The organism is Streptomyces sp. NPDC028289 (assembly GCF_055565975.1).
Map to the genome: position 1 here is coordinate 1,310,047 of NZ_JBVHTI010000001.1, position 16,096 is coordinate 1,326,142.

At 73.3% G+C, this 16,096-nt stretch carries 13 protein-coding genes and 1 tRNA gene; 4 read left to right on the forward strand and 10 right to left on the reverse strand.

Annotation, left to right across the window (positions count from 1 at the left end):
* Positions 1-16 precede the first annotated feature (16 nt).
* Both murJ and ACZ4UV_RS05725 read left to right on the forward strand, forming a co-directional pair.
* A complete protein-coding gene (murJ, locus tag ACZ4UV_RS05720) occupies positions 17-1,585 on the forward strand; it encodes a murein biosynthesis integral membrane protein MurJ (RefSeq protein WP_451018374.1) in 1,569 nt (522 codons plus the stop codon).
* Between the two features lie 103 nt (positions 1,586-1,688).
* Entirely contained in the window at positions 1,689-2,753 is a 1,065-nt protein-coding gene (locus ACZ4UV_RS05725) for a zinc-dependent alcohol dehydrogenase family protein (protein WP_467835937.1), read from the forward strand.
* Between the two features lie 136 nt (positions 2,754-2,889).
* Here the strand turns inward: ACZ4UV_RS05725 and ACZ4UV_RS05730 are convergent, their stop codons facing one another.
* From ACZ4UV_RS05730 to ACZ4UV_RS05755, 6 genes are all read right to left on the reverse strand, one after another.
* Positions 2,890-3,309, reverse strand: a complete 420-nt coding sequence (locus ACZ4UV_RS05730) for a hypothetical protein (protein WP_390039955.1) — start codon at positions 3,307-3,309, stop codon at positions 2,890-2,892.
* 147 nt (positions 3,310-3,456) lie between these two features.
* Positions 3,457-3,819: a hypothetical protein gene (locus ACZ4UV_RS05735; RefSeq protein WP_390039953.1), complete on the reverse strand. Its 363-nt coding sequence runs from the start codon at positions 3,817-3,819 to the stop codon at positions 3,457-3,459.
* 24 nt (positions 3,820-3,843) lie between these two features.
* Entirely contained in the window at positions 3,844-5,226 is a 1,383-nt protein-coding gene (locus ACZ4UV_RS05740; protein WP_451018369.1) for a Cys-Gln thioester bond-forming surface protein, read from the reverse strand.
* 485 nt (positions 5,227-5,711) lie between these two features.
* Positions 5,712-6,191, reverse strand: coding sequence for a single-stranded DNA-binding protein (locus ACZ4UV_RS05745; RefSeq protein WP_390039949.1), 480 nt, complete (start codon positions 6,189-6,191; stop codon positions 5,712-5,714).
* Between the two features lie 264 nt (positions 6,192-6,455).
* A complete protein-coding gene (locus ACZ4UV_RS05750) occupies positions 6,456-8,624 on the reverse strand; it encodes a GTPase (RefSeq protein ID WP_467835939.1) in 2,169 nt (722 codons plus the stop codon).
* 3 nt (positions 8,625-8,627) lie between these two features.
* A complete protein-coding gene (locus ACZ4UV_RS05755) occupies positions 8,628-10,235 on the reverse strand; it encodes a dynamin family protein (protein ID WP_390039945.1) in 1,608 nt (535 codons plus the stop codon).
* Between the two features lie 321 nt (positions 10,236-10,556).
* Here ACZ4UV_RS05755 and ACZ4UV_RS05760 point away from each other — a divergent pair.
* A tRNA-Arg gene (locus ACZ4UV_RS05760) sits at positions 10,557-10,629 on the forward strand.
* 295 nt (positions 10,630-10,924) lie between these two features.
* Here ACZ4UV_RS05760 and ACZ4UV_RS05765 read toward each other — a convergent pair.
* Positions 10,925-13,243, reverse strand: a complete 2,319-nt coding sequence (locus ACZ4UV_RS05765) for an ATP-binding SpoIIE family protein phosphatase (RefSeq protein ID WP_467835941.1) — start codon at positions 13,241-13,243, stop codon at positions 10,925-10,927.
* A 224-nt stretch (positions 13,244-13,467) separates the two neighbouring features.
* Here ACZ4UV_RS05765 and ACZ4UV_RS05770 point away from each other — a divergent pair, with 224 nt between their 5' ends.
* Positions 13,468-14,103, forward strand: a complete 636-nt coding sequence (locus ACZ4UV_RS05770; RefSeq protein WP_467835943.1) for a TetR/AcrR family transcriptional regulator — start codon at positions 13,468-13,470, stop codon at positions 14,101-14,103.
* Between the two features lie 15 nt (positions 14,104-14,118).
* Here the strand turns inward: ACZ4UV_RS05770 and ACZ4UV_RS05775 are convergent, their stop codons facing one another.
* The 3 genes from ACZ4UV_RS05775 to ACZ4UV_RS05785 form a co-directional block, all read right to left on the reverse strand.
* Positions 14,119-14,808 carry a GAF and ANTAR domain-containing protein gene (locus ACZ4UV_RS05775; protein ID WP_390040434.1) on the reverse strand — a complete coding sequence of 230 codons (690 nt, stop codon included), beginning with the start codon at positions 14,806-14,808 and terminating at the stop codon, positions 14,119-14,121.
* A 103-nt stretch (positions 14,809-14,911) separates the two neighbouring features.
* Complete coding sequence (locus ACZ4UV_RS05780; RefSeq protein WP_451022926.1) at positions 14,912-15,571, reverse strand: TetR/AcrR family transcriptional regulator; 660 nt, start codon at positions 15,569-15,571, stop codon at positions 14,912-14,914.
* A 214-nt stretch (positions 15,572-15,785) separates the two neighbouring features.
* Positions 15,786-16,094: an acyl carrier protein gene (locus tag ACZ4UV_RS05785; RefSeq protein WP_351500880.1), complete on the reverse strand. Its 309-nt coding sequence runs from the start codon at positions 16,092-16,094 to the stop codon at positions 15,786-15,788.
* Between the last annotated feature and the right edge of the window lie 2 nt (positions 16,095-16,096).

The window sequence follows — 16,096 nt, forward strand, 5'->3', positions numbered from 1 at the left end:
GCGTTCGTCGGCGTTGATGGCGGCGGGGACGGTGGTCTCGCGGGCCACCGGGTTGATACGGCAGGTGCTGCAGGCCGCCGCGCTGGGCACCGGGCTGCTGGCCACCACCTACAACCAGGCCAACACGGTGCCGACCAGCCTGTACTTCCTGCTGATCGGCGGCGCGCTGAACTCCGTCCTGGTCCCCCAGCTGGTCCGGGCCCGCGCGGAGGACCCCGACGGCGGCGCCGCCTTCGAACAGCGCCTGGTCACCCTGGTGCTGTGCGTCCTCGGTGCGGGTACCGCGCTGGCCACGTGGGCCGCCCCCGAGATCATCGGCGTCTACCAGCGGGACACGCCCGCCACACACGCCGCGTTCGAGCTGACCGTGGTCTTCGCCCGTTTCCTGCTCCCGCAGATCTTCTTCTACGGCGTGTTCAGCATCTTCGGCCAGGTCCTCAATGCCCGGGACCGCTTCGGGGCGATGATGTGGACGCCGGTCCTGAACAATCTCGTTCTGACCGTCATGTTCGGCCTCTACCTCGGTCTGATGACCGCCCCCGACCAGGTCTCGGACATCACCGATGCGCAGGTCAGGCTGCTCGGGACAGGGACCACGCTCGCCCTGGCCCTCCAGGCGCTCGCCCTGGTCCCCTACGCTCTGGCGGCCGGTTTCCGCTTCCGCCCGCGCTTCGACTGGCGCGGCACCGGCCTGCGCAAGAGCGTGAGCGCGGCCCGGTGGACCCTGTTGTTCGTGCTGGCCAACCTCGTGGCGAGCACGGTCGTCACCCGCCTGGCCTCCTCCGCGGACGCCGCGCTGCCGCACGACGGCGTCGGCTACACCGCCTACAGCTATGCCCAGCAGATCTGGATGCTGCCGCAGTCGATCGTCACCGTGTCCCTCGTGACCGCCCTGCTGCCGCGCATGAGCCGGGCCGTGGCCGAACGCCGCGTCGGCGATCTGCGCACGGACCTGTCCCGGGCGCTGCGGGTCAGCGGCGTGGTCGTCGTCCCGGCCGCCTTCTTCTTCCTCGTCTTCGGACCGCAGATCGCGCAGCTGCTGTTCGCCCACGGCGCGGCGGACGCCTCGGCCACCCGCCCGCTGGGCCACATGCTGCAGGCCTTCGGCCTGGGGCTGGTCCCGTTCTCCGCCCAGTACCTCCTGCTGCGCGGCTTCTACGCCTTCGAGGACACCCGTACACCGTTCCGGATGGCGGTGTGGATCAGCGGCATCGACATCGCTCTCGCTGTGGCCTGTCACCTCCTGTTGCCGCCGCGCTGGGCGGTCACCGGGATGGCCGCCGCCTATGCCGTGGCCTACGCGATCGGCCTGCTGCTGACGGCCGTACGGCTGCGGCGGCGCGTCGAGGGTCTGCTGGACGGCCGGCGGATCTGCCGCACCTACACACGGCTGACGGCCGCCGCCACCGCCGCCGGGGCCGCCGGGTGGCTCATCGCCCGAGCCTGCGGTCAGGACCTGGCGTCGGCCTCCTGGACACCGGCGCTCTCGCTGGCCGCGGGCGGCATCACGATGGTCCTGCTGTTCGTCCTCATGGCGCGGCTCCTGCGGGTCGGGGAACTGCGCAGCCTCCCCGGGCTGGGTTGAACCCGGCACGCAGGGGCACGGTCGCCCACGACATGACAGCGCTCGCGAGGCAGCGCAAGCTGGGAGGGCCGGGAGAGACGAAAGGCCGCTCATGCCGCGATCCATGCGTGCGCTCGTAGCCGGCGAGGTCGGCGAGCCGGACGATGTCCTGCGGCTGGAATCCCGGCCTGTTCCCCTGGCGGAGGCCGGCCAGGCGTTGGTCCGCGTGACGGCGACTCCGGTGCACGCCAGCGATCTGCACGTGCTGCGCGGTCGTTACGGTTTCTCCCCGGAGTTCCCCACGGTCGGGGGATACATGGAGTGCGTGGGCCGGATCGAGGCCCTCGGTCCGGGCACCGAGGGGCTGAGGATCGGCGAGCGCGTGGTGGACGCCGCGATCCCGGCGGTACCGGGGCCGCGGGTCGACGGCACCTGGCAGGAATACCTCGTGGCCGATGCGCAGAGGCTGCTGCCGGTCCCCGATCGGCTGAGCGACTCCGAAGCCTGCCAACTCGCCGTCAATCCCTTGACCGCGCTGCTCCTGGTGACCCGCGAGCTCGACGTGCAGCCGGGCGAATGGCTGTTGCAGACGGCGGCGGGCTCCACCGTCGGCCGGCTCGTCGTCCAGCTGGCCGGGCATCTGGGGATTCGCACGATCAACGTGGTGCGGCGGCGCGATGCCGTCGAGGAGATCAGGGCGCTGGGCGGCGACGAGGTCATCTGCACGGAGGACGAGGATCTGGTGCAGCGGGTGGCCGAGATCGCAGGGCCGGCCGGCGTGCGCAAGGCCACCGACTGCGTCGCGGGGCAGCTGGGTGCCCAGGTGTCCCAGGCATTGGCTCCGGGTGGCGAGGTCGTGGTCTACGGCGCGCTCTCCACCCACCGTCAGACCGATCCGGCGGCGCTGACGATTCCCGTGTCGGCGCGCTCGCTCATCTACGAGACCAAAGTGGTCCGCGGGTTCTGGCTGAACCGCTGGTTCGGTGCCGCCTCACCTGCGGACGTCCTGGACGCGCTGTGCGAGGTGCGCAGTCTCGTCGTCAATGGAGTGCTGACCATCCCCGAGGGCCGGCCGTTCCCGCTCGAACGCTTCGCCGAAGCCGTCTCGTTCGCCGAAGCGCCCGCCCATGGCGCCAAACCGCTCCTCGTCTTCGACGTCGTCCGGCCCGAGGACGACAGGCAGGTATGAAGCGGTGTGAAGCGCTACGGCGTGGTGTGACACAGTATTCGGACAGCGGAGACACGCGTCGTCGTTGTCCTTGCTCGGTGGTGCCTATCGCCAGACCCGGTCGCCGCCCGGCACACCCCTGGCGACGCAGCGCCTTCTACTCACCCTCTCCCTGCCCCGGCACAACTCGCTTGTATCCGGCCTCCACTGCGCGGCGGTACCAGTCCTGAGCCTCGTCCTCTTCACCCCGTAGGCTCAGGCAGTACGCCAGATTGGCCATGGCCGGCGGAAATCCGCGGTCTGCCGCGTGCCGGTAGACCGTGCAGGCGTCGTCCTGATCGCCCGCGCGATCGAGGGCGAGGGCCAGGTTGAACAACTGGAGCCCGGCCTTGTAAGGGGCCAAGACGGACAGATACTGCCGTTCGACGGCCTCCAGTCCCTCCCGGCGATAGGCCTTGAGCAGGAGGTTCGTCGCGCTTCTGGTACCTGACGGTGTGGAGAACCAGGCGAGCGGCACACCGATGCAGATCGCCAGAGCCGCGAGCATCCACGCCACCCAGGCCGGTGTGCCGATCACCGAACGGCTCCACCCCGTGGCGGCTCCGAGGACGAGTGCCGCCGGAACCCCCGTCGAGGCCACGAAGAGGAGCACGAGAGAACGTCTCTTCCAGCCGTAAGTCACCGCACAAGGTGAGCACGCCGGCCAGTGGCTTTCAAGGGCCGGTCACCGGGTCGGAGAGCCTTGCAGGGTCCTGTGGAGGAGGAGGGCCGTTGCCGCCGCCGCTCCCACTACGCCCGCCGTGCGGAAGGAGCGGGTGGAGCGCCAGGACAGGACGGACCAGCGGGAGTTGGCCGAGAGGACGGAGCCCGTGCTCAGCCAGGAGCCGGCCGAGACGAGGGACAGGGCCGAGCCGATCGAGCCCGCCGAGAGGGCGCTGCCGATCGAGCCGACGGAGAGGGCCGAGCCGACCGATCCGATGGAGAGCACCGAGCCCACCGAACCGATCGACAGCACCGAGTCGTGCGACCAGAGGGACAGGACGGAGTCGGAGGACGACGACCTGTCGGGTGCGGGTGAGTTGGTCATGACGTCATAGTGCCCGTCCGGGAGTCAGTCGGTCTGCTGGTTCTCCCGCTGGCGGAGGATCACCAGGACCGCCCCGCCGATCACCACCAGCCCGATGGCCACGCCCGTGATCACGCCGGTCGCGGAGTCACCGCCGGTCGCGGCCAGGTTGACGTCGGAGGCGGTGCCGCCGACCGAGGCCGGGCTGGGCTCGCTGAGGGTCTGGGTGGCGAGGCCCGCGTCGGTGCCCTGGGTCCTGCAGTCGAGGACACCGGTGAAGCGGCGTTCGAGGCCGTTCGCGCCGGTGATCGTGAAGTCGTAGGCCTGGTCCTCCTGGAGCGGCACGGTCACCGTCCGGGAGGCGCCGGCGGGGATGGCGTACTCCGTGCTCACCAGCTTGAAGGTGAACGGCTTGTCCCCGGTGTTGGACGCGGTGATGTCCACGCCGCTCCGGGCGCAGTTCTTCTCGGCCGACAGTGCCGGTATCGCGCCCCGGTCCGCCCACGTCGCGTTCGCGGTCGCGGCGACCGTGGACTCGCTGGAGCCGGCCAGGATCTGCGTCTGGCTGCGGCTCCCGGAGGTGAAGGCCCGGCCGACGGGGACGGTCGTCGACGCCTGGACGGTCAGTTCGGCGGAGGAGTCCGCGGCGTCGTCGGGGACCTTGAAGTACAGCTCGCTGCCGTCCTGCGCGGTGGTGACCGGCTTGCCGGCCTTGTCGGTGATCCGTACGCCGCTGAGGGCCGCGTCGGACGGCGGGACCACGGTGACCGTGCGCGCGTTGGTGTGGACCGTCACCGGGCCGAGCAGGCCGCCCGGTCGGCCGGACACGGCCGGCGGGGAGAGGGTCAGCGAGGCCTGCGGCTCGTTCTGGCCGCGGGCGTTCTTCTCCAGGTAGTCGGCGAGCTTCTCGGCCTGCGGATCGACGGCGTCGACGTCCGCGCCGTCCGAGAAGCGCCAGATCGCCACCTGGGTGCCGGCCGCCGCGTCCTGCTCGGTGAGGCTGCCGGCACCGGCCTTGCGGGCCAGCGCGGCGAGGTCGTTGACCTGCGGGTAGGAGTTCTGCAGGATCCAGCGGACGTCGCCGGCGTTCTTGTTGGCGCCGAGCGAGGTGCCGCTCCACGCCGTCTCCTGGTACTTGGCGTCCCGCTGGGCGGGGTTGTGGAGGTCGACGCAGTACGTCTGGAGCGTGCCGCCGCCGTCCACGGACATCTCGAACAGGCCCGCGGCCACCTGCTCGTCGCCGCTGTCGCCGTGGACCACGGCCTCGCCGTAGGTCTTCAGGCCGTTCATGGTCGCCGTGGCCCCGCTCTGGCTCTGGGCGGTCCCGTCGTCGGCCGCGGCCCGGCCGGCGCCGGTCAGCGCGGCGGCGGCCACCAGCCCGGACACCAGGGCCGCGGCGGCGAGGCGGACCACGCCTCTCGCGGCCACGGCAGTGCCGTAGTGCCTGGTGGACGCGCGGGGCGCCGAGAGACCAGAGAACGCAGCGAGCACAGAATTCCCCTTCGAGCAGGACCCGTTGGACGCGGGGGGGGGCGGTCCCACCAGCAGAATCAGCGGCCCCAGGGGCCATGCCCGGCATCCTATGGATCAGCCGCACCACCCTTTCCCGGTGAGATGGTCCGATGAGCGATCCGATCCGTAATCGTTATCGCGGAGGCGCGAACGAGCGGGTCCTATCGACAAATCCACCCGGTCGTGGTGACGGGCGCTTCGGAGCGCATTCGCCGACAAGCCGTCAAGGGCCGACAAGGGATCGCCAAAGGTCGTCAAGGGCCGTCGAGCCCGGTCAGGGGCCGTCGGCGGCCGGCGATGACGGTCGACGGACATCGGCGGGCGTCAACGGGCGGTCGCTCTGTTGCCGTTCGGACGAGTCGGCGCCAACAGGCCTTGACGCCGACCCACTTCACGTCCCGTCACGGTGCGGCCACCGCCACCGCCACCGGTTCCGGTTGCGCCTGGGCGGGCGGGTCGGGGGATTCCGCCGGTGTCTCCCAGTCGGGTTCCGGGCGCGGTGGCGCCGGTGCCGTCGAGTCCGGCCTGCCGGTTCGCCGGAAGGCCGCCGTGCCGCGGGCGAGGTCGTGGCCGATCGCCACCGCGTCGATGTCGGCGGAGGCCCACTGCTGGCCCTCCCGGGTCTCGGTGCGCACCTTCAGCCGCCCCTGTACGACGACCGGGTCGCCGACCGTCAGCGAGGTCGCCGCATTGGTGGCGAGCTGCCGGTTGGCCCACACCGTGAAGAAGTTGGTGTGGCCGTCCGTCCAGGCGTTCTTCTCGCGGTCCCAGTAGCGCGCGGTCACCGCCAGCCGGAACCGGGCCGACGGACCTGCCGCCAGCTCCCGGAACACCGGTTGCGTCGCCACGTTGCCCACCGCGCAGACCATCGTCTCGTTCATCACGAACCCCTCCCTCGCCCGGCCGCCGCGGCCGGGCGGATCCGCGTACGGGTCCGTCCCGTACGGCTGTGTCCACCGCGGCGACCGGGTGCGTGTATGCATCGGTATGCATCGGTATGCGCCCGTGTGCGTCCCTGTGGGTCGCGATCGCCGTGGCCCCAGACTGCCGCCGTCGGCCCGGGCCCGCCGAGCGCTGTGGATCACCGCCGGGCGGTGGAAAACTCCACCACCCGGGCGGGTGACTCCGTCCCCCCGGACGGAGTCTCACCCCACTCCGGCGCCCGTCCGCCTCACCCGCGCGTACTGCTCCCGCACCTCCTGGTACCGCAGCAGCTCCGCCGCCACCGGATCCAGCACCCGGGCCCGCCCGCAGCCGGCCGCCGCCTCGCGGAGCCGGCGTTCCGCCTCCAGGCCGTACCGGCGGGCCGGGCCCCGGGCCGCCATCCGGCAGCCCCACTCGACCAGCGGGCCGCCGATGATCCCGGAGACCATCAGCAGCACCGGAACGCCCAGGTTGGGCGCCGTCACCCCGGCGATCTGCCCCATCAGCCACAGTCCGCCGAGCACCTGGAGGAGCGTCATGGCGGCCTGGGCGAGCACCGCCACCGGCCACCAGCCCGGCCGCGGCGGCCGCCCCGGCGGCAGCCCGGCCCGTGCGGCCAGGTCGTCGAGCGCCTCCGGAAGGCCCTGCGAGCCGCGTACGGCCGCCTCGCGCACCGCCTGCGCCCAGGGCACGGGCAGCCCGGCCGAGGCCCGCTCGGAGACCGTGCGCACCGCCTGCTCGACGCGCTGCCGCGCGGTGGCCTCCTCCTCCGGCTGGGCCTTCTGCAGGCGTCCGGTGGGCGGCTCGGCGCGCTTCTGGTACCAGCGCCACAGCCGGAGCCAGGGCGTGCCGCAGGCCCGGTTGGCGTTGCGCCGCCAGGCGCGTTCGGCGGCCTCGCCGGCGGCGGTGGCACCGACCGCGTCCGCGAGCCGCCCGGCGAACTCGTCGCGCGCCTCCTCGCTGAGCCCGGCGCGCCTGCCGGTGGCGTAGACGGGCCGCAGCCGGGCCGCGGCGGCGTCCACGTCGGCGGCGACGCGGCGGGCCGCCGCGCCCCGCTCGGACACGAACTGGCCGAGCACCTCGCGCAGTTCGCCGACGCCGTCGCCGGTGAGCGCGGACAGCGCGAGCACGGTCGCGCCCGGGTCGCCGTACTCGCCGAGGGCGATGCCGTCGTCGTCGAGCAGCCGGCGCAGATCGTCCAGGACCAGGTCGGTGGCCTCGCCGGGCAGCCGGTCGGTCTGGTTGAGGACGATGAACATGACCTCGGCGTGGCCGGCCATGGGCCGCAGATAACGCTCGTGGAGGACGGCGTCGGCGTACTTCTCGGGGTCGACGACCCAGATCACCGCGTCGACGAGTTTCAGGATCCGGTCGACCTGTGCGCGGTGCTGGACCGCGGCCGAGTCGTGGTCGGGCAGGTCGATCAGGACCAGCCCGCGCAGCTGCGCGTCCGCCTCCGGGTTGTGCACGGGGCGGCGGCGCAGCCGGCCCGGGATGCCGAGCCGGTCGATGAGGGCGGCGCTGCCGTCGCTCCAGGTGCACGCGATGGGCGCGGCGGTGGTGGGCCGGCGTACCCCGGTCTCCGAGATCGCGACTCCGGCCAGCGCGTTGAAGAGCTGGGACTTGCCGCTGCCGGTCGCACCGGCGAGGGCGACGACGGTGTGCTGGCCGGAGAGCCGGCGGCGGGTGGCCGCCTCGTCCAGGACCCGGCCGGCCTCGGCGAGGGTGTTGCTGTCGAGGCGGGTGCGGGAGAGGCCGACGAGTTCGCGCAGGGCGTCGAGACGGGAGCGCAGCGGTCCGTCGTACGCGAGCGGGGCGGGGGTCGGGGCGCCCGGGCCGCGGGTCTCCACGACGGGGACGGCGGCTTTGGCGGTCTCGGTGACCCGGCGGGCGATGAGACCGTCGTCCCAGACGTCGTCGCCGGTGGCCGGATCGTCGTCGGCGGGCGGGTGGTCGTCGGTGGTGGCGGTAGCGGGCGGGCGGTCGTCGGCCGGCTCCCGTTGCTCCCGCACGCGTGCGTGCGGGACGCTCTCGGTCCCGGCGGCCGGCTCGGCGGCTTCGGCCGCCTCGGAGGCCTGCTTGACCGCGGGAGATCCGGGCGGAGATCCAGGGGCTCCTGCCGTGCCCGCGCGCTCCTTGGACTCCTTGGACTCCTCGAGGTCCTTGAACTCCTCGAGGCCTTTGGACTCCTTGAGGTCCTTGCCACTGTCGTCCCGGTGCTGGGCGCCGTCCGGGGCACGGTCTCGTGCGGGCTCCCGTGCGGCGTCCGGTGTGGGGTCCGTCGTGGTCGGTCCGCTCTCGAAGTCGCTGGCGTAGTCACCGGTGAAGTCACTGGTGTGATCCATGCGTTCCATGTGATCCGTGTGGTCGTGGTCAGTGACGGCGGTCACCGGTCACCTCTCCTTCTGCAGGACGGACAGGGCGGCGATGAGTTCGGCCTGGGGTTCGGGGTGCACGTCGAGGGCGTCGAGCGGGGCGAGGCGGCGCTCGCGTTCGGCGTACAGGACGCGGTCGACGTGCTCGGTGAGCAGCCGTCCCGCACGGTCGCGCAGCCGCAGCGCGCCGTGGGCGCCGATGCGCTCGGCGAGCCGCTCCCCCGCGATCTTGGTGCGCCGGCCGCCGAGCAGCGCGGTGGCCACCAGGGCGGCGACGACCTCGGAGTCCGGGGCGACGCTGCGGTCGAGCTCGCGCACCTCGTCCTCGGCGTACTCCTCCAGCTCGCGCCGCCAGCGCCGGACGGCGAGGCCGATGCGGTGCTCGGCGCTTTCCATGGACGGGTCGCGGTCGGTGAGTCCGGGGGCGGCGGAGGCCGGCTCGCGGCGCCAGGCGTCGTCGACGCGTTCGTCGGCGGCGGTGACGGAGCAGAGCAGCAGGGCGGCGAGGCTCTCCACCAGGGCGTCCAGCAGTTCGTCGGCGGAGCAGTCGAGGGGGTAGGCGCGCCAGCGCTTGAGGGCGTCGCCGGCGAGGACGGCTCCGCTCTGCAGGCGTCCCCGTACGCGCGCGTGCTCGCTGTCGTACGCCGTGTCGACGGCGGAGGTCAGGCGCAGCGCGGCGGCGTACTGGGCGGCGGCGGCGCCGGCCAGTTCGGGCATACGGGCCTTGAGGGAGTCGAGAAGGCCGTGAGCGGTGCGGGCCAGGGTGTGGCTGCGGGCGCCGGGGTCCTGGGCCTGGTGGAGGAGCCAGGCGCGCAGCGGGGCGACCGCGGTGGCCGGGAGCAGGCCGCCGCCCCAGGCCGACTCGGGCAGCTCGGGCACCGTGAACCGGGGTACGTCGCCTAGTCCGGCCTTGGTGAGGAGGGCGCCGTACTGTCGCGAGACCTCGGACACGACCGTGTGCGGGACCCGGTCGAGGACGGTCACCAGGGTGGCGTCGTACTCCTTGGCGGCGCGCAGCAGGTGCCAGGGGACGGCGTCGGCGTAGCGGGCGGCCGTGGTCACCATCACCCAGACGTCGGCGGCGCAGATGAGCTCTGCGGCGAGGACGCGGTTGTCGACGACCAGGGAGTCGATGTCGGGGGCGTCGAGCAGCGCGAGGCCGCGCGGGATGCTGTCGGCGGTCTCGACGCGCAGCACGCGCGCGGCGTTCTCGCCGGGCAGGAAGGGGTCGTCGCTGGGCTCCTGGTGCGGTACCCACTCTCGGGTGAGGTCGGGCAGCACGCGCATGCCGCTGAACCAGTGATGGTCCTCCGGATGACAGACCAGAACCGGCGTGCGGGTGGTCGGCCGCAGCACGCCCGCCTCGCTGACCCGGCGGCCCACCAGTGAGTTGACGAGGGTCGACTTCCCGGCGCCCGTGGATCCGCCCACCACGGCCAGAAGTGGCGCTTCGGGCTCTTTGAGGCGGGGCACCAGATAGTCGTCGAGCTGTGCGAGCAGTTCGTCGCGGTTGGCACGCGCGCGTGGAGCCCCCGCCAGGGGCAGCGGGAAGCGTGCGGCAGCGACACGGTCGCGCAGGGCGGAAAGTGTGTCGAGCAGCTGAGGCCGTACGTCCAAGGTCACCACATGCGAAGAATGCCCAATTTTAGGGGAATTCTGAAGCATATAGACATGTCTGCGTGCCGACAGGACACAACGGGCGGAAGGGGCGACTGGGACGGAGGCACAGTCCAGGCATAACGAGTGCACAACACCCGGTGCGTCGGGCGCCAAAAGCGATGCACGATTCGTACCTGCCTGCGATTATCAGGACCGCTTCACCGAACCTCCACATTGAGCCACGGAGGCGAAGCAACAGGGACACGGATCGGGGAGTTCTATCCTTGTCCCCGGCAACGTCACGGACCCGCCCCCACCAGGGCAGTGCGTACGAGGCCAGCACAGCCGGCCCCCGTAGCTCAGTGGATAGAGCAGGCGCCTTCTAAGCGCTTGGCCGCAGGTTCGAGTCCTGCCGGGGGCGCACGTCTCCGCCCTCCTCCGGGAGGGCGTTTTTGCTGTTCAGGCGGGTGGTCGCGGTGAATCCGCGGGGAAGTTCCGCAAGCGGACGGTGGCTCATTCCGTACCCACACCGATCATCGCGCCCTCTCACCCGACGAGATCACCCGGAGGGCCGACAGCCCGGCGGTCGGTCATCTCGCTTCCCCGTCCCGGTGGAGCCCCCGACGGACTCCTCGCACGACCGAGTCGGTCAGCTCCACGGCGCGGACCTCCAACCAGCCTCGCGGGGTTCTGAAGTGAGCCCATGTCATGTGCGGTCACAGGTCGGCGGTCAGGTCCGGAAATCCGGCCGGGCCGGCCTCGGTCAGTTCGGCCCAGACCGTCTTGCCCTGCCGGGCATGGCGGGTTCCCCAGCGTGCGGCGAGCTGGGCGACCAGCAGCAGGCCGCGGCCGCCCTCGTCGAAGGTGCGGGCCCTGCGCAGGTGCGGAACGGTGCCGCCGGCGTCGGAGACCTCGCACAGGACGGCGCGGGCGGGATCGTCGCCGGGCCGGTCGGGACGCCGGGGGAGGATCAGGCGCAGCCGGACGGGCGGCCTGCCGTAGCGGATGGCGTTGGTGACGAGTTCGCTGACCACCAGTTCGGCGGCGAAGGCGAGTTCGTCCAGTCCCCAGGCGGCGAGCTGCCGTGCGACGCCGGAGCGGGCCGGGGCGACGGCCGCCGGGTCCGGTTCCAGGTCCCAGACGGCGACCCGGTCCGCGCCCAGGGTGCGGGGACGGACCAGCAGCAGCGCGACGTCGTCGTACGGCCGGTCGGTGGACAGCAGTGCCTGGAGCACCGTGTCGCAGGCCGCCTCCAGGGAGGCGGCGGGCCGGGCGAGGACCGCCCGCAGGGCGGCGAGGCCCTCCTCCACGTCGTGGTCGCGGCCTTCGAGCAGGCCGTCGGTGTACAGGGCGAGCAGACTGCCCTCCGGCAGGTCCGCCTCCACCGCCTCGAACGGCAGCCCGCCCAGGCCCAGCGGCGGTCCCGGCGGCAGGTCGAGGAGACCGGCGGTGCCGTCGCGGTGCACCACGGTGGGCAGCACATGGCCGGCGCGGGCCAGGCTGCAGCGGCCGGCGACAGGGTCGTAGACGGCGTACAGGCAGGTGGCGCCGATGTCCCCGGCCGACGCCCCGTCGGGACCCAGAACAGGACCGGGGCCGAGGTCGGAGCCGAGGCCGGGGCCAGGGCCGGGGCCGGAGCCGAAACCGGGGTCCGGGCCGGAGCCGAAACCGGGGCCAGGGCCAGGGCCGGAGCCGAAACCGGGGTCCGGGCCGGAGCCGAAACCGGGGTCCGGATCCGGGTCGACGGCGGCCTCCGCGGAGAGCCGGATGACGACGTCGTCCAGGTGGGTCAGCAGTTCGTCGGGCGGCAGGTCGATGTCCGCGAGGGTACGGACGGCGGTGCGCAGCCGGCCCATCGTCGCGGCCGCGTGGATGCCGTGGCCGACGACGTCGCCGACCACCAGGGCGACCCGGGCGCCGGACAGCGGGATCACGTCGTACCAGTCACCGCCCACCCCGGCCCGGCCGCCGGCCGGCAGGTAGCGGCAGGCGACCTCCACGGCGGACTGCTCGGCGGTGCGCCGCGGCAGCAGGCTGCGCTGGAGGGTGAGGGCGGTGGCCCGGGCGTGGGTGTAGCGGCAGGCGTTGTCGACGGCGACGGCGGCCCGGGCCGCGATCTCCTGCGCGAGGAGCAGGTCCTCGTCGTCGAAGCGGGCGGGGTGGCGGTGCCGGGAGAACCGGGCGACACCGAGGGTGCTGCCGCGGGCGGTCAGCGGCACCACCAGCGTGGCGCGGTCCGCCTCGGTGTGCCGGGCGGGCCGTCCGGTGGCCAGGGCGCGGGCCGCCGGTGACCCGTCCGGGCAGCTGTGCAGCTCCTGCACCTTGACCGCCGGTTCCGGGCCGCCGCCCGCCGCGTACGTTCCCTGGGCGACCCGGCGCAGCAGGAACCGCTCCGCCGCCGGGGGATCGTGGCCGCGCACCACGGAGTCGAGCAGGTCGACGGTGACGAGGTCGGCGAAGTCCTCGGTGGCGAGGTCGGCCAGCTCCTGGGTGGTGCGGGCGATGTCCAGGGTGGTCCCGACCCGCAGGCCGGCCTCGTTGACCAGGGACATCCGCCACTGCAGGCGCCGGTCCCGTTCCTCCTGGAAGGCGAGGACGCCCTGCTCGGCGATGCGGTCGACGTACCGGGTGGACAGGGCGAGCAGCCGGCGCGCGGCCGCGTCGACCAGTTCGGGGTCGTCCGTCAGCCGGGGCAGTTCGGCGAGGAGGACGTCGAGGAAGACGCCCTCGCCGAGCCGGTGCGCCCGCAGCATCGCGGTGGCGGGGATGCCGCGCCGGGCCAGCCTGCGGACACGGTCCACGTCGACCGGGGGCGGCTCCAGGGCCCGCAGGTCGAGGCCCGCCTCCAGGCCGGTCAGCACGCCGGCGACGTGGTCGGCGATGTTCTCGGAGGTCATCCGGGCGAGCTCCCGGTCCTCCCACAGCTCGGGGACCTCGGCGCGCAGGCACCGGACGACGTCCGCGACCAGCTCGTCCACCCGCGGGGCGAGTTCATGTGCGGCCCGGGAGACGAGCCCGTCGGCGGTGCCGTCCACACAGTCGACGGTACGCCCCGGGGGTGGCCGCTTCGCGACGACGCAGAGGCAGGCGTACACCACCGCCGCCAGGGACAGCACGGCGGCGGGCGGCGCCCGGGCCGGCGGATCTCCGGGCGCAGGCGGAGCACCGCGGCCGCGGCCGTCGGCAGCGCATCACCCGAGGTGAATGGTGGATTCATCAGAACTGTGGCCGACATCGGCCCCAGCGCTGGACTCTGCGCATGCCTACGTCAGCCCCGGTCGGCAACCGGTTCGAACGGCGCCGCGCCGAGACCCGTCAGGCGCTCGTGCGCGCGGCCCGGCGCATCCTCGTCGAGACCGGCGACACCAGCGCCGGCATCCAGGCGATCGCCGAACAGGCCGACGTCGGGTTCGGCTCCTTCCACAACCACTTCGGCTCCAAGGCGGAGCTGTTCGAGACGGCCGTGGTGGACGCCCTGGAGGAGTTCGGCCAGGCCTTCGACGAGCGGCTGACCGGGATCGACGACCCGGCGGAGCTGGTCGCCGCGGGTTTCCGGCTCAGCGCCCGGATGGCGGACTCGCACCCGGAGCTGATGCAGGTCCTGCGCCGCCGCGGCCTCGGGCACATCCACGCCGAGAACGGCCTGATCAGGAGGGCGCTCCGGGACGTCCAGGTGGGCACGGCCTCCGGCCGCTTCACCGCCGTCGACCCGACCGTGGCCCTGTGTGCCCTCGGCGGCAGCCTGCTGTCCCTGGTGGAGCTGCGGTTCGCCCGCCCCGAGGTGGACGGCGACGAGGCCGCGGCGAACCTCGCCGAGATGGTCCTGCGCATGCTGGGCGTACCGCCGGACGACGCCCACGAGGTGGCCCGGCGCCCGCTGCCCGGACTCGGCTGACCGCCAGGGCCTGCCCTAGGACAGGCTGCCCTGGTCGCAGACCCGGCGGGCGACCTCGCGGAGCTTGACGTTGTTCTCCTGCGAGTAGCGGCGCAGCACGTCGAAGGCCTGTTCCTCGGTGAGGCGGTGACTGCCCATGAGGATGCCCATGGCCTCGCCGATCAGGTGGCGGGTGGCGACGGCCTGCTCCAGCTGGGCCTGGGTGCGGGCGCTGGAGAAGGCGACCGCCGCGTGCGAGGCCAGCAGCCAGCCGGCCAGCTCACCGGCCTCGGTGAAGGCGCCGGGCCGGTGGGAGTAGATGTTCAGCGCGCCGAGTTCCTCGTCCTCGGTGTACAGCAGGAAGCCCATCATGCTGCCGACGCCGAGCCGGTGGATCTCGGGGGCGAAGGCGGGCCAGCGCGGCTGCTCCCGGGTGAGGTCCCGGATCCGGAACACCCGCTCCCCCGCCCTGGTACGGGCGGCGTCGAAGCAGGGCCCCTCACCCAGCCGCTCCTGCAACCGGTCGCTGTCGACGACCAGTTGCCCGGTGGGCGCGAGCGTCCGCACCTTCCCGCCGTGCAGCACCAGGATGCCGGCCGCCTCGCAGCCCTCCACGAGCTCCACGGCCGAGCCGGTGATCCGGGCCAGGGTGGCGTCGACCGACTCCTGCGCCAGGAGATCCCGCGCCATCGCCGCGAGCTGCTGCGCGAACCGGGCCCAGTCCACCACGCCCGCCACCTCCCGGTCGGTTGCGCCGAAGCCGCGCCCTCAGCATGCCACGCCCACCGGACCGTACCCACGAGGCGCCCGCCGCGCGGGGGCGCGCGGTTCAGGCCCCGACGGGCCCCTCCGGCCCGGCCCCGGCGGCGATCTCGGCGGCGATCTCGTCGACCACCGTGCGGGCCTGCTTCTCGGGGACCCCGGCCGCGATGAGGCTGGCGACGGCCGTGCGGGTGCCGTCGTCCTCGAACGTTCCGCTGTTGACCTCTTCCAGCAGGGCGATCGTCATGCCCTCCAGGGCGGCGCCGAGCACCGCGGGCGGGAGGTGGGGGTGGAAGACGCCGTCCCGCTGGCCGCGCTCCACGACGGCCGTGGCCCGGACCCGGGCGGGCCGGAGGACCTCGGCGACGCGTTCCGCGCCCAGGTCCCGGTGGGCGAGGGCCAGCAGCATCCGGTAGCGGTCGCCCACCGGCCACATCGACAGGGAGAAACGCGCGAGGGCCCGGTCCGCCGGCTCCGCCGGCTCCGCGCCCCGCGCCACGGCGGCCTGGAGCGTCTCGGCGGCCTCCTCGGCCAGCGCCTCCAGGAGCGCGGCCCGGCCCGGGAAGTGCCCGAAGAGGGTGCGCCGTACGACACCGGAGGCGCGGGCCAGTTCCTCCAGGGTGATGTCGGGGTTCCGGCCGAGCTCCTGGCGGGCGGTGGCCAGGATGCGCGCCCGGTTGGACCGTGCGTTGCGACGCTGCGGCACGCGGCCGACGGGCTGGGACACGGACAACCTCGATGAAGACCGGACGGACGACGGGCGCCCTCATTCTGACATGGGCGGCCCGGGGTGATGGACAACGTTGTCAGAAGCCGGGCACCCGATGCCACCGGTGGCCGCATGCGGGTGCGCCCGATGCCACCGGTGGCCGCATGCGGGTGCGCCCGATGCCACCGGTGGCCGTCCCGACGTCGTCCCACCGGTGGCGTCGCCATGGGGCTCAGGTCCGGTCGACCAGCTCGCTCAGGGTCGCGGCCAGTTCGCCCACCGACTGCTCGCGCAGCAGGTGGTGGGCCGGTACCGGGATGTTCAGGGCCGACTCCAGGGTGCGCTGGAGGGTCAGCGCGGTGAGGGAGTCGATGCCCTGGGTGTAGAGGGGGCGGTTGCGGGCGATGCGGTGGGCCGGGGGGATGTCCAGGTGCTGGGCCAGGTTGCGGCAGAGGAACGTCTCGAACGCCTGCCTGCGGTCGTCGCCGGAGGTGTCGCGCAGGGCGCCCAGGTTCAGCGCGGTCGTCGGTGTGCCTGACACGG

Excerpts from the sequence above, each read along its gene's own strand:
- ACZ4UV_RS05735 (WP_390039953.1), bottom strand. The coding sequence starts at position 3,819 with ATGACCAACTCACCCGCACCCGACAGGTCGTCGTCCTCCGACTCCGTC.
- ACZ4UV_RS05725 (WP_467835937.1), top strand. The coding sequence starts at position 1,689 with ATGCGTGCGCTCGTAGCCGGCGAGGTCGGCGAGCCGGACGATGTCCTG.
- ACZ4UV_RS05770 (WP_467835943.1), top strand. The coding sequence starts at position 13,468 with ATGCCTACGTCAGCCCCGGTCGGCAACCGGTTCGAACGGCGCCGCGCC.
- ACZ4UV_RS05745 (WP_390039949.1), bottom strand. The coding sequence starts at position 6,191 with ATGAACGAGACGATGGTCTGCGCGGTGGGCAACGTGGCGACGCAACCG.
- murJ (WP_451018374.1), top strand. The coding sequence starts at position 17 with ATGGCGGCGGGGACGGTGGTCTCGCGGGCCACCGGGTTGATACGGCAG.